Here is a 13,561-nt window from a genome sequence, read left to right on the forward strand (position 1 = left end):
ATAATAGCAAATATAATGAGAGAGGTATTTCTTGTCTCTCTCCTGTTCTCTTTGGGGTTCTCCCCGGGTTTAAGCCAGGCACAGATCCTCAAAAAACCTATCCCAGATAAAACGGTTGTGTTGACCTTTGACGATGCACCCGCCAGTCATTATGCCCACGTTGCACCACTGCTAATGGAAAGGGGGTTTGGAGCTACCTTTTTTGTTTGTGAATTTCCACCAAACCATGCGGACAGCAGCAAATACATGAACTGGCGGCAAATGCAAGCCCTTGACAGGATGGGGTTTGAAGTAGCCAACCATACCCATACCCATGCACCTGTGGGAAAACTGTCAAAAGATGAAATCCTCAGTCAAATTGAATACATTGAGGGTAAAATGGATTCTCTGGATATGGGAAGTCCTGTCAGTTTTGCTTATCCGGGTTATAGCATGAGTGAAACGGTATTAGATGTACTGGGTGAAAAGGAATACCGGATAGCAAGAGCGGGGGGAAGCCGGGTTTACGATCCCCTTAATGACCACCCCTATCTCCTGCCTAGCTGGGCCACAGATGATACGAACGAAGAGGTGATTTTTGATGCACTTAAAAAAGCTAAGGATGGAAAGGTGGTTATTCTGACCCTTCATGGGGTGCCTGACCTGGAGCATCCCTGGGTAAATACCTCGCCGGAGCTTTTTGGCAGATATCTGGATTACCTCAGCGAAAATGATTTTGTGGTTTTATCCTTAGTGGATTTGGAAGAATTCATCGATTTTGAGGAAGCAGCGCGGCAATTGTCACCTGACTTTTCCAGGCCACTAAAAAATTAACCCCTATTTTAACTTTTTCCTAATGCTTTTTTATCTCAGAAATTTCCTAATTTGTACCATTTCCTAAGCCTATTCGGAAACTTTCTCAATATTTAAATCCTTGAATAAACATCAGCACGTCAAGGCCAGGGCGCAGAATTATTCCTGCCAATTTTTACCTGGATAACAACCTGATTTTATAGCACTTAATGTCCTTCCGGATATGGCACAAGCTGTAGCTTAACCTGAGGCTTAATTCTGGAAGAACGATTAGTAAAAGAGTGAAAATCATTCCTAAAAAATTTGAATTTTTTTTGTTTAAATATAATAAAATGGCTACATTTTGTTATAAGTAACTCATTTCCAACTCCCTAAATGTTAAAACAATGCTATATACACTCAAAGGTAACCTAATTGGGGTAAAATGTGATGATCATTTTATGCCCCTGGCAAACACCACTGTCAGACTTTACAGATCTAGAGCAAATATTGAAGAGGCTACCGTTTTGGTAGCCGCACAAGCCAAAGAGACTTTTCAACTTATTGACGAAAAAGGAATAAAGGCCAAAGAAAAGCAACTGCTGGCTGAGACCAAAACAGACGAATCGGGTAATTACTTATTTCAAATTGATGGTGACAAATCAAAATATAAAGGGGAAGCGGTCGAATTTGATATCCATTATGCTGAAATTCCAGATTATGGTCAAAAAGACACATCAAAACCGCGGAATTTCAAACCATTTCAGGCAACCCTGAATGTGATTCAGCCCAAATGGAGAGAAACCAACAATGGGTTGGAAGCGAGTTGGAATTACCGCATTTCGAATAGAATATGGTGTAGGATTCTTTCCATTTTGGATATTTGGGTGATTTGTGGTATTCTGACGAATTGTGAAACCCAGCAGGCACTGTCAGGCATTGAGGTGCAGGCCATGGATGATGATATTATTTCTGATGACCTTTTAGGTACTGCCCTAACGGATGCCAATGGTCATTTTTGCATTTACTACAGGTCGAAAGATTTTAAAAAGACATTTCTCTCTCCATTGATCAATGTGGAAACGCCGCTGTTTCCTTGGGGAAATGGCCCTGATATTTACTTTAAATACGCCTTTGCCGGGACTGTTTTTTCCGAAGAACCTCCCTCACGTGCCAGGCAGGCGGATCGTGAAAATGTGGGTAACTGCTTCTGCGTTAGACTTTGCCTCAAGGACCAACCTGATGGAGGAAATGGAAGGGAACCTGTTGGATATTTCTTTGCCATCGGAGAATTAAGGCGGTATAATTCTATTTTAAATATCAATCCGGCCAATGGAAAAACAATAGGTAAGCCTACAGCGGCCTGGAACGACCTTGCCTTTTACAATAACCTGGCTCTGGTAGGTGCCATTACTGAAAAGCTCAACGGACAGCCCATGGAATACAAATTTCAATATACCGAACTGGCCAATCCCACAGATCCGGTACCGGGAGCACCAGGGGCATGGACGGATGTTATTCCCAGTCAGATTGCGAATACAGTTATCGGTTATGGTTGGAGGTTAACCCCATTATTTGAATACGAGGATATCGCAATCAATGCCATTGGCAGCCAGATTCCGGTAAGTTTCAACGGAAATTGGATCGTAGTACCTCAGAGTGGAACCCTGCCTATGGGATACAACCTTGTTTTGAACAATAATGGGCCTTTGATTAAATTGATTTCTACTACCATTGCCAATACACCTGTAGATATGGGAGGGTTGGTTCCAGGTAATAGTACCACCACCATAAATCCCCTTCAGCAAAACAGATATTTCAGCTTGCGAATGATCAAAAGGGAGGCGGGAAATTCAGCCTCCGAAGTAGTAGCAGGGGTGTCCAGACCTTTAGCCGTTTTCAACACCAAATACCTCAATGTTCCCCAACGTGGATCATGGCTTCCAACAACCAACAGCAACGAGTTAGGTGTGGCTTCCATAGATCTGGAGGAGTTGGCTACAGCGGGAGGCTGCAGCACCATTTCAGATTCCCTGACCGTTAAATATACCGCTGCCAATCCCAATTTAGGCGTCGTCAGTTTAGGAATGACAGGTCCGGGCGGTCCCCATAATTTTGCTCCGATCGTCTTTCCTTCTCCGGGAGAAGAAGCTCATGGAACATCGGCTTATACGGGTGATGTAACAGCCTTACCCAATTGCTCTTATGAGGTAAGGTTGAATGCAGAACTTAAGCTAACCAATGGTGAATCCCAACATGATGGTATTTGGGACCGGGTATTGTTCTGCAAATAAAGGTTATGCATCCATACCCTTAGGAGAGATTAAAAAATCCTAGGAATATTTCCCTGGATTTTTTGATCTCTGCTTTCTACAACTTAACATCAAATTGACCCGGGACATTCATGCTATTTTAATAAAAATTAAGCGTCCTAGGTCATTTTTGCCCTATTTTTGAGTCATTTTGGGCATTCCCCTTCTTCCAGACCAACAGTTTCAGGTAAGTGAATGCCAATAACCATTAGAAATTATTTTATACATTTGATTAAACCAATATAACAGGCTTATGAAAATCTTAACCCCTGTATTGCTTTTGTTTCTCAGCTGTTTTTCGTCCTATGCCCAGGGTAAGGCGCAAAACTCTCCCTCTGACAGTCTGATGATCACAATATTTATGAAGCACCACCAGGACAAGAATATTGATGAATTGCGGGAGATCCGGAATAGCAACGGCTTTTTGGAAAATTTCCCTCCCCCTTCTGCAAAAGTGGTCAACTGGTACGTCCTGATGGGTATTGGGCAGGTGGTCACCTTGAAAATACCGGCAAGTGAATTGCGGGCCCTGAATATGGCCGTAGAGAAAAGTGTCTGGGGGGCATTTTCTACAGAGTTTTATCCAACCTATGACCTGTATCCCCACATTCAGGAGGCAAAAGAAAATTTAAAAGCAAGCCAAAATGAGTAGTCGATTTCATTTCAACTTTCAGGTTTATCGTCATTCAAAATTGAACCCTACAGGTATCTGCCTTTCAATTCATCCAAAGGAATGATTTCATATAGGCTGGAATCACTAAAATCCATGATTTCGGCTATTTCCAGCCTATTGTCATGGCCATGCTCAATTTCAGGCCAGGAAGGCGGACTGTATATCCAGTTGCCTTTGGCATCTTTCATATGACCTCTATCGGAAAAAAAGTATCTGGCAAAATCTTTGGCGGGCAATCCTTTAAATAATGGCGCAGTTTCCGGAGATAATCTTTCCTGTCCGAAAGTTTGACTGAGATAAGCATCCAGGCTACAGGGGAATTCCAGGGTAGAATCAAAATCGTATATCCACCATTTTTCCTGCTTCCGGGCCAATAAGACCACATGGTAATCCCAGTAGACTGGATTTTTATTTTCTACAGGATTATGAAACCAAAAAGGGCAATTTCTACTTGTATTGGATATGACCAATACTACATTTTCCTGTGATTTGATATCCGGATGAACACATAATTGCCATACGTTCTCCTCACAATAATTTTTGGCATACTTATAGGTGCTTTTCTCCATCATGAACAGCAAAGGTACACCATTAACATTAAGGAAGCCTCGAAATATTCTGTCGATTTTCTCGGAAAGGATTTTATAGACAAATGATTTGTTATTTACATAAAACTGTACCCTTGTCCAGGTTTATTTAAATTTTCATTTTTCCCCAATCCTATTTATTTTAAAATATGAAAGAAAAAATTTGCCTGATAACAGGTGCCAATTCAGGAATAGGTTTTGAAACAGCTAAAGAATTATCTCAGAGGGGATTTCGTGTAATCCTGCTCTGCCGCTCTGCAGAAAAAGCCAAGAGTGCCAAAAAAGAAATCCTTAAATCCAATCCGGATGCTGGAGTTGACCTGGCCATTGCCGACCTGGCTTCCCAAAAACAGATCAGGAATGTGGCCAAAGAAATCGCAGCATCCTATCCAAAAGTAGATGTACTGATCAACAATGCAGGATCCTGGTTTTCTGAATTCAGACTTACAGAAGATGGCATTGAAAGGCAATGGGCCATCAACCATCTTTCCCCATTTCTTTTGACACATTTGCTGCTTCCCCTATTGCTACAAGCAGAAGACCCGAGAATCATCAATTTGAGTTCCGATTCTCATTTTCATGGTAAGATTCATTTTGATGATGTCAACCTGAAAAAAAAATACCATGGTTTAAGGGCCTATGCCCAATCCAAACTGGCCAATGTGCTCTTTACACATGAATTCGAAGTAAGAAAAACAGAAAAGAAACTAACCATCAATGCGGTACAGCCTGGTTTGGTCAAAACAGATATCGGCCTGAAACATACTTTTTCCTTGCACGGGTTCTTCTGGAAAATAAGAAGGCTTTGCGGAAAATCTCCTAAAAAGGGGGCAGAGACCAGTATTTACCTCGCCAGTTCCGATCAGGTAAAAGGAATATCCGGCAAATACTGGGACAATTGTAATATAAAAAGCACCTCTTCTTCAGCCGATTCGTCCGTAAATGCAGCCAAACTTTGGGATTTGAGCATGGACATGTGTGGTATCAAAACGTATTTTCCTCAATAAATCAATGTTCGCTATATACCCGAAAAAGCCTTTCCAATAGCTTCATCTTTAATCCAGTTGGACAAACTTTCATCAGTTTTACCAGAATCCAATTGATTTTACCAGGTATGATGACGGCCTTTCCCTTCAATAATCCATTTAACCCCAATTCAGCCACTTCCTCCGGACTGCTCAGAATCCACTTGGCCCGATTGCCGTGAGCCTCCATGCGCTTTAGGGCTTCCGGATTGGTCATGACTGGCCCTGGACAGACTACCGTTATTTTTACTGGTCCTTTCCTTTGCTCTTCTCTTAAAGCCAGGGAAAAAGCATATACAAAATTCTTGGTTCCCGTATATACGGCCTTATAAGGCAAAGGCAAAGTGGCTTCCATGCTGCTCATATTCAACATGTAAGCATGCTGGTGTTTTTTTAAGATCGGCAAAAAATAATGACACATTACTACCAAAACCCTGTTGTTCAGGTCTATTATCTGAAGGTATTTTTCCAAGGGAATATTTTCAAATCTCCCCCCTGCTCCTATACCTGCATTGTTTATCAACATGTCGATTTCAAGCTGTTTATCCCTGCAAAATTCATATAGTTCCATAATTGAATGGGCTAAAGTTAGGTCAGTGGCATAGATAAGAACCTTTACTGGATACAAATGCAGGAGCTGTTGCCGTGTTTCTTCTATTAGCGGATCCGGCAAAGCCACTAAAAGCAAATTCATGCCTCTTTTGGCACAGGAAAAGGCAAATGCCTTACCAATGCCCATGCTGGCTCCGGTAATCAATGTGTAAGTATTTTTTTTCATTTCCTGAATGTAAAAAAAACCGAAATGATTTTGGAAGTTTTCAGAGACAATGCTTTTCTTAAAATTTAATCTTAAACCGGATTTTATCCCTTTCAAATGTAATAGCTATATTTGAATCCTATGCACAACAACGATATTCTAAGGAGTCTTCGGTATACTTTTGATTTCCGTGATGATCAAATGATTCACATTTTTTCTCAGGCTGACATGGAAGTTTCCCGGGCTGAAGTAAGCGACTGGCTTAAAAAAAATGACGATGAAGCCTTTCACCCACTCAATGATTTTAAGCTAGCTGTATTTCTAAATGGTTTGATCAATTACAAAAGGGGTAAAAAGGAGGGTTCTCAGCCTGTGCCTGAAAGCAGGCTTAGCAATAATATAATTCTAAGGAAGTTAAAAATAGCTTTACAATTGAAAGATGAAGACATGTTGGAAATATTGGAACTGGCCGGGCGAAAAATCAGCAAACATGAACTGAGTGCTTTTTTCAGAAAACCAGAGCAGAGCCAGTACCGTGTTTGTAAAGACCAGATCATGCGCAACTTCCTCCAGGGAATGCAAAAAAAATACCGGGGAAATCAGGAGGAATAGCGGTGTAAAGGAATATTAGTACCCAGGACATAGCAGCACCGCTTTCCCCCTATTCTTTTGGGTAAATTTCTATCATTCTTTCCAAATGCGAAATGTTTTATTCATTAGAGGTACAAATCACTGAAAATCGGTACTCTTTTCTATGTTATTGATTACGAATCAAATACTTTCCGAACCAGGGATGTTATTTGGTTTTTCGAAAATAAAGCAGTAGTCTTGTCTTGAAAAGGGCTTTTGTAGCGTAATAGCTTTCGAAAAGCTAACCCATTAAGCTTTCAAATCAATATTTCAATTCATCATTAAACACATCAAATAATCATGTCCAAAAAAGTTGTAACCCTTGGTGAAGTAATGCTTCGTCTATCAACCCCTGACTTTAAACGTTTTGTCCAAACTGACACTTTTGACATTACTTATGGCGGTGGAGAGGCAAATGTAGCTGGAGCACTTTGTAATTACGGGCTGGAAGGAACCTTTGTAACCAAGGTACCTGACAACCCTATTGGTCAATCTGCCATCAACCATTTGAGAAGGTATGGCGTGGACACCCAATTTATCGCCAAGGGAGGAAAAAGACTTGGCATTTACTTTCTGGAAACAGGAGCTTCCATGAGGGCTTCCCAGGTGGTGTATGATCGTGCAGATGCCTCCATAGCTGAAGCTGAAATTGCTGATTTTGATTTTGATAAAATATTTGACGGAGCCGTTTGGTTTCATACCACTGGGATCACCCCTGCACTAAGTGACAAGGCAGCTGCACTGACCGAAGCAGCGTTAAAAGCTGCGAAAGCCAAAGGTGTGACTACCAGCATTGACCTGAACTACCGCAAAAAATTGTGGAGCAAGGAAAAGGCCAAAGAGGTAATGACCCGGCTTTGCCAGTACGTAGATGTTTGCATTGGCAACGAAGAAGATGCAGAAACCACCCTTGGGTTCAAAAGTAATGAAACGGATGTCACCAAAGGTGAGCTAAACCTGGAGGGTTATAAGGATGTGTTCAAACAAATGAAAGATAAGTTTGGCTTTAAATACATCGCTTCTACACTAAGGGAAAGTTACAGCGCCTCGGACAATGGATGGAGTGCCCTGGTGTATGATGGCAATGAATTTTATCATTCCAAAAAGTATGATGTACGCATTGTGGACCGGGTAGGTGGCGGAGATTCTTTTGCCAGCGGATTTATTTATGGCCTGGTGGAAAAAATGGCGATGAAGGATGCCTGTGAATTTGCAGTGGCTGCATCTGCTCTCAAACATACCATACCCGGTGACATGAACCATGCTACCCTGGCTGAGGTAAAGGTTTTGATGGGTGGAGACGCCAGTGGAAGGGTTCAGCGTTAATTGTTAACAAGATGATACTGGACACTTTAGAAAACAGCAGGAATTACCACTGTGTGCATCCACTTTTCGAAAAGGCCTTTGCCTACATCAAGGCACAAAATCTGGAAGCAATGGCCGATGGGAAATATGAGATTGATGGAGATTCCATCGTAGCTGCCGTATTTACCAAGCCTGCCAAGACGGCTGAAGAATCGAATGAGAAGTTTGAATGCCATGACCAGCACATCGATATACAAGTATTGATTTCTGGCGAAGAGCAAATAGGCTGGAAGCCAAGAACATCCTGTAAGCAAGTGAAAGGAGAATACAATCCTGAAAAAGACGTTTCCTTTTATGCCGAAGATCCGGAAATGTATTTTGGGATGCAGCCCGGCCAGTTTGTGATTTTGTTTCCTGCCGATGTGCATTCACCAATGATTGGTAAGGGAGAAATTAAAAAGATGGTCGTTAAAGTTAAAATTTAAGTTTTCACCAGCTAAACTGTATACAAGTTTCAGCCTTTTACAGATTAGATACAGGTCCTGATCTGTGCACACATATTAAACCTTTAGCAACATGAACGATAAAGCATCAATATTAAAAAAGATACCAGAACAGGGGATCCTTCCCTTATATTTTGATAAAGACGAAACCGTTAGCCTTGAAGTATTGAAAGCATTGTATGCAGCAGGAATCCGGATGGTGGAATATACCAACCGGGGTGAGGCTGCTTTACAAAACTTCAAAAAAATGGTGGCCCTTAGAAATGCTGAAATGCCAGATCTGCTGCTGGGTATTGGCACCATCAAAAATAAGGACATGGCCAGTACTTACATCGCTGCAGGTGCTGATTTCATCATCTGTCCGGGCCTTGTAGAGGAAGTGGCAGAAATAGCAGATCAACATGACATGCTTTGGATACCCGGATGCATGACACCCTCTGAAATCATTAAAGCGGAGAATATGGGGGCAAAAATGATCAAGCTTTTCCCTGGCGATATGTTGGGACCAGGCTTTATGGCTGCTATCAAGGCGCTATTTCCTAACCTGCTGTTCATGCCCACTGGTGGCGTTTCCCTAGACAAAGACAACATTGAATCCTGGTTTAAGGCCGGGGTTTGTGCGGTAGGTATGGGTAGTAAATTGGTCAGCAAAACCTTGCTCCAGGAAAAAAACTATCCTAAAATTCAGGAAATGGCCCAAAAAGCCATTCAGGTAGTCAATGAAGTGAAAGGGTAACAAAATCCGGAATTCAGAATAGTAACCAGTACGGGTTTTTTTTTAATAAACTCCGTACTGGTTTTTTAATTTACTGCCGGTAACATGTTTCTGATGGCTGAAATTTTCCAGTTTTTCCCTTTTTTTACGGCTATAAAAGTGCTCCACATCTTTCGTTCCGATCCGTCTTCATTTTTTATCGTGTAGCGGGCATCGGCGATCCCTGTTTGTTCTGATAAGTACCGGACACGTTCCACTTTCAGTATCCTTTCACCCGGATTTGCCTGCGAACTGCCTATCATACCTTTTACAGCTGCTTCCATTCCGTAGCGCCATTCACCGGAAGAAACCAGCTGGTCCATATCTTCCGTAATGATTGATTTCAATAAAATGGTATCTGCTTTGTCTCTGGCTTCGGCATACTTGGCTACCAGATCGATTATGGCTTTACCATCTTCAATGGTTTGCCCCTTCAACTGATACACTGAAAGCAAGGTCATACAAATTAAGGCAAGATTGAATTTAGCTTTCATAAGATTTTAGGTTTTCATAAATATAATCAAATTTTCCAAAGTGGCTATCTATCAATACCTTTGGCTTAAAGAATACAACTAATCCCGGCAAACAAATTTTGCATGGATTGATAAGTTTCAACTGACGTTTAATTAGTTTAACCTTTATTCAAAAAAATTGACCGTTTTTTAACTTGGCAAAAAAGCAAACAAGGCCCTTCACTAATCGTTTATAGTGTATGCTTAAATTTTATAGTCATATCCTCATCTTCATTGGTTTGTTTCAAATCAACTTTAATTCAAGTCAGGCCCAGGAAGAAACGATTTATGAATACGCTTCAGCAAGTCGTGATGGCATTGGCAAATTTTATATGGGAAGGGAAATATCTCATATCATGGGTTTCCATGGCATGGCATGGCTGGAACGGCCAGGCAGGTCGGAAGAAGAAAATACGGAACTGGCGATCGCCAATTTGCCCATCAAAAAGAACAGCGTAGTAGCAGACATAGGAGCTGGCTCAGGTTATTATACTTTCAGGATTGCAGAACGGGTGCCAGAGGGAAAAGTCTTCGCTGTAGAGATCCAACAAGAAGCCCTGGACTACATTCAGGAAAAAGCAGTCAACCTTAATTTTGATCAGGTAAAAACAGTAAAGGGTTCGGAAAAATCGCCAAATTTGCCCGAGAACGAAATTGATCTTGTTATCATGGTAGATGTATACCATGAACTGGAATTCCCTCATGAGATGTTGCAAAACATCAAAAAGGCACTGAAAACCGATGGGAAATTATTGCTTATTGAATACCGTGGAGAAGATCCTGAAGTGGCGATAAAACCACTGCACAAGATGACTGTGGCACAGGTGGTCAAAGAACTAAATGCCAATGGATTCAAATTAAACCGAAATGGTCAGTTTTTAAATATCCAACATTTTCTGGTATTTGAAAAATACTGATTTAATTCCTGGGCCTCAATTAAAAAATGAACCAATTTTCTCAACCAGATTAATCTTTCCTGAGCTCATTTTTGATGCTGTCTTTTTCAAGCTTCCTAAAATATCGCCTGAACAAAAAATTGGATTTTAGGGCTTCCATATTCTGTTGGAAGTCACCAGTCCCTTTCTCCAGGTTAATGGCACTGTTAAGCAACGTTTGTCTAAACAAACTATCCTCCATCAACAAGCCTATTGACCCTTTACCTTTCTCAATTTGGTTTACCCAATTTTTCATCCCTCCCAACACATCCTCCAGGTCACGGCCTGATTCCTGAAGGTGTTCTATTGAAGAAAACAAATTTCTGGAAGCCAGGGTATCCGTAAAAGCCATGTTAATCAAACCATTGCCTTGCTCAAAAGTTTGAATCATTTTTTTTCCGGATTCTAGCATTTCCGATGCCTCGACACTTGCCTTTTGAAAGGCTGATAAAGCGATTTTAATATCCGAAGTAATTGTGGAATCCGAGAGTAATTCCCAAAGGACCTGACTTGTATTCAACTTTTCAGAGATCTGGTACAAATTCATGGAGGTCTTTTCAATGAGCAGGGTTGTAGCGTGAAGCGTACTTAACATCTCATCAGTTTCCAGAGGTTTATCCGAAAAGATGGTATCTCCATCTGAAACCATATCGGCATTGCCTTCCTGGGGATTGATTTGGACTAGCTTATTCCCCATTAAACCGTCCGTACCAATGGAAATTTTTGCATTTTTCTTAATATAGGGATTCATCTTTGTATTGATGACCATGGTAATGTTAATCGATGTGTCATTTGCCATTTCGATGGACTTGACTGTTCCCACATCCATTCCCATGAACCTGACATTATTTCCTGGCACCAAACCATTCACATGGCTTACCACAGCTTGAAGGGTGAAATTAGAACGAAAAATATCCTGATTCCTACCTACCATGTACAGGGTAAATACAAGGAATAAGGCACCCGCCAAAACCATCAAGCCTACTTTTGAATTTTCTGTTTTTCTATTGTTCATGATTATTTTCTCGATTATTCAAAAAACTCAAGGACCTTGGGGTCCGAAGATTGCTTCAACTGGTCATATGTACCCTCTGCATAACACCTTCCTTCTATAAGCATAATTACCCGGTTGGCGGTAATTTTTATACAATTCATATCATGGGATATAATGATAGAAGCGGTATTGTATTTTTTCTGTACTTTAAGCATCAATTGGCTGATCTCTTTTGAGGTAATCGGATCAAGACCTGTGGTAGGCTCATCATACAATATAATCTCCGGCTTTAGAATCAGGGTTCTTGCCAATGCGATGCGTTTTCGCATGCCTCCAGATAATTCTTCTGGCATCATATCGATGGTATGAGCAAGCCCCACATCATCTAAAGCCTCCAAAACTGCTTTTTTTGATCCTTTTTGTCGCTGTTCCTTATTCCAATGCCTGCGAAGGGGGAATTCAAGGTTTTCCCTGACACTCATAGAATCATAAAGTGCATTACTTTGAAATAAAAACCCCACTCTGGATCTTAGTGTATCAAGCTCATCTTGTTCTATTTCTTGAATATTCCTGTCCAATACCTCAATTTTTCCCTTATCGGTAGCAATAAGATTGATGATGCATTTGATCAAGACCGATTTTCCTGAACCCGACTTTCCCAGAATGACAAGGTTCTCTCCTGGAAAAACGGATAAGGACAAATCCCTAAGCACATGGTTTTCTCCAAATGATTTTTGAATGTTCTCCACCTGAACTACCGGATTCATATCAATCATTTTTAGGTAAGGCCAAGAATATCCGATATCTGAACAGCAATGAGATCTATGATAAATACCAGCAGCGATGCCAATACCACAGCTGAGGTAGCTGACCTTCCCACGCCCTCAGTCCCTTTTTTGGAATGATAACCCTTATAACAGCCAATAATTCCAATGGAAAAACCAAAAAAGAAGGTTTTGATCAATGAAGGAATCAGATCTCCGTAACTTAAGGCATCAAAAACCTGTGTCCAATAAAGATTCCAACTCACCATTCCCCGGATATTTACCCCCATAAAACCGCCGTACAAGGAAATGGCATTAGAGAGGCTGGACAAGACGGGCAACATAAACATGGCCGCCATGACCCTGGTAATGACCAGGTATTTGAAAGGGTTTGTTCCGGAAACTTCCATGGCATCAATTTGCTCTGTTACGCGCATGGATCCGAGTTCAGCACCCATGCCTGAACCGATTTTCCCGGCACAAATAAGGGCCGTTATAACAGGAGAAATTTCCCTTATCAAAGAAACGGAAACCATGGCAGGAAGCATTGATTGCGCCCCAAACTCCACCAATGTGGGTCTGGATTGAATGGTCAGCACAAGTCCCATAATAAATGCGGTGGTACCTACCAGAGGTAGTGTTTTATAACCCACCCAATAACATTGGTGAAAAAATTCCCCGAATTCCTGTTTAGGCTTGAGGATTTCACGAAAAAACCTTCTGGTAAATTGCGCAATCTCACCGATTTCACTTAGGAAATTTCCAGTGAACTCCTTTATATTTTTCACTATTGACCCATTTATTCCTGTAAATATGCCAATAGGAACATGGAAAAAACCTGACTTAAATCAATAAAAAATAAGATTTAAATTCTTTTTTGCTGAAAAAAATTTTTTCAATTAAGTTTTTAATTCAAAAAAGGGTCCATTTGGTGAATGTATTTTCTTTAATTTGGGGATCATTTCAGGTTTGGATGCAAAATACATCTTTGCCCCTCCAGAATATTGGAATCTTCTTCATTACACGACCTGATTTTTAC

The 13,561-nt window shown here is 41.0% G+C and carries 15 protein-coding genes; 9 read left to right on the top strand and 6 right to left on the bottom strand.

The genetic code is table 11. The features are described 5' to 3' along the window. Positions 1-15: 15 nt before the first annotated feature. The 3 genes from HUJ21_RS02605 (at position 16) to HUJ21_RS02615 (ending at position 3,735) form a co-directional block, all read left to right on the top strand. The gene (locus HUJ21_RS02605; protein ID WP_291367031.1) at positions 16-813 is read left to right on the top strand and encodes a polysaccharide deacetylase family protein; all 798 of its coding nucleotides are present in this window, start codon (positions 16-18) and stop codon (positions 811-813) included. A 365-nt stretch (positions 814-1,178) separates the two neighbouring features. After that, positions 1,179-3,065 carry a hypothetical protein gene (locus HUJ21_RS02610; protein WP_291367033.1) on the top strand — a complete coding sequence of 629 codons (1,887 nt, stop codon included), beginning with the start codon at positions 1,179-1,181 and terminating at the stop codon, positions 3,063-3,065. Between the two features lie 271 nt (positions 3,066-3,336). Further along, positions 3,337-3,735 carry a hypothetical protein gene (locus tag HUJ21_RS02615; protein WP_291367035.1) on the top strand — a complete coding sequence of 133 codons (399 nt, stop codon included), beginning with the start codon at positions 3,337-3,339 and terminating at the stop codon, positions 3,733-3,735. A gap of 47 nt (positions 3,736-3,782) precedes the next feature. Here HUJ21_RS02615 and HUJ21_RS02620 read toward each other — a convergent pair whose 3' ends face one another. Then, positions 3,783-4,328 (bottom strand): hypothetical protein, encoded by a 546-nt coding sequence (locus HUJ21_RS02620; protein WP_291367037.1) that lies wholly within the window; start codon positions 4,326-4,328, stop codon positions 3,783-3,785. Positions 4,329-4,492: 164 nt separating this feature from the next. On the opposite strand from HUJ21_RS02620, the gene HUJ21_RS02625 reads away from it, so the two are divergent. Beyond that, positions 4,493-5,350, top strand: a complete 858-nt coding sequence (locus HUJ21_RS02625; protein ID WP_291367039.1) for an SDR family oxidoreductase — start codon at positions 4,493-4,495, stop codon at positions 5,348-5,350. A gap of 1 nt (position 5,351) precedes the next feature. Here HUJ21_RS02625 and HUJ21_RS02630 read toward each other — a convergent pair whose 3' ends face one another. Beyond that, the gene (locus HUJ21_RS02630; protein ID WP_291367040.1) at positions 5,352-6,146 is read right to left on the bottom strand and encodes an SDR family NAD(P)-dependent oxidoreductase; all 795 of its coding nucleotides are present in this window, start codon (positions 6,144-6,146) and stop codon (positions 5,352-5,354) included. Positions 6,147-6,266: 120 nt separating this feature from the next. On the opposite strand from HUJ21_RS02630, the gene HUJ21_RS02635 reads away from it, so the two are divergent. From HUJ21_RS02635 to eda, 4 genes are all read left to right on the top strand, one after another. Then, positions 6,267-6,737 (top strand): DUF1456 family protein, encoded by a 471-nt coding sequence (locus HUJ21_RS02635; protein ID WP_291367042.1) that lies wholly within the window; start codon positions 6,267-6,269, stop codon positions 6,735-6,737. A 318-nt stretch (positions 6,738-7,055) separates the two neighbouring features. Beyond that, the gene (locus tag HUJ21_RS02640) at positions 7,056-8,081 is read left to right on the top strand and encodes a sugar kinase (protein ID WP_166149588.1); all 1,026 of its coding nucleotides are present in this window, start codon (positions 7,056-7,058) and stop codon (positions 8,079-8,081) included. A gap of 11 nt (positions 8,082-8,092) precedes the next feature. Next, entirely contained in the window at positions 8,093-8,545 is a 453-nt protein-coding gene (locus HUJ21_RS02645; RefSeq protein WP_291367045.1) for a YhcH/YjgK/YiaL family protein, read from the top strand. A gap of 91 nt (positions 8,546-8,636) precedes the next feature. Next, positions 8,637-9,299, top strand: a complete 663-nt coding sequence (gene eda / locus HUJ21_RS02650) for a bifunctional 4-hydroxy-2-oxoglutarate aldolase/2-dehydro-3-deoxy-phosphogluconate aldolase (RefSeq protein WP_291367047.1) — start codon at positions 8,637-8,639, stop codon at positions 9,297-9,299. Positions 9,300-9,364: 65 nt separating this feature from the next. Here the strand turns inward: eda and HUJ21_RS02655 are convergent, their stop codons facing one another. After that, entirely contained in the window at positions 9,365-9,811 is a 447-nt protein-coding gene (locus HUJ21_RS02655; protein WP_291367049.1) for a DUF4440 domain-containing protein, read from the bottom strand. A 218-nt stretch (positions 9,812-10,029) separates the two neighbouring features. On the opposite strand from HUJ21_RS02655, the gene HUJ21_RS02660 reads away from it, so the two are divergent. After that, positions 10,030-10,746: a class I SAM-dependent methyltransferase gene (locus tag HUJ21_RS02660; RefSeq protein ID WP_291367050.1), complete on the top strand. Its 717-nt coding sequence runs from the start codon at positions 10,030-10,032 to the stop codon at positions 10,744-10,746. Between the two features lie 49 nt (positions 10,747-10,795). On the opposite strand, the gene HUJ21_RS02665 is transcribed toward HUJ21_RS02660, so the two are convergent. Genes HUJ21_RS02665 through HUJ21_RS02675 form a run of 3 tightly spaced genes read right to left on the bottom strand, consistent with a single transcriptional unit; the run spans position 10,796 to position 13,310 of the window. Next, on the bottom strand, positions 10,796-11,779 hold the full coding sequence (locus HUJ21_RS02665; protein ID WP_291367052.1) for an MlaD family protein: 984 nt from the start codon (positions 11,777-11,779) through the stop codon (positions 10,796-10,798). Between the two features lie 14 nt (positions 11,780-11,793). Then, the gene (locus HUJ21_RS02670) at positions 11,794-12,525 is read right to left on the bottom strand and encodes an ATP-binding cassette domain-containing protein (RefSeq protein WP_291367054.1); all 732 of its coding nucleotides are present in this window, start codon (positions 12,523-12,525) and stop codon (positions 11,794-11,796) included. Between the two features lie 11 nt (positions 12,526-12,536). Further along, on the bottom strand, positions 12,537-13,310 hold the full coding sequence (locus HUJ21_RS02675; protein WP_291367056.1) for an ABC transporter permease: 774 nt from the start codon (positions 13,308-13,310) through the stop codon (positions 12,537-12,539). Between the last annotated feature and the right edge of the window lie 251 nt (positions 13,311-13,561).

Origin of the sequence: Cyclobacterium sp., from assembly GCF_014762705.1 — a bacterium.
GTDB lineage: Bacteria > Bacteroidota > Bacteroidia > Cytophagales > Cyclobacteriaceae > Cyclobacterium.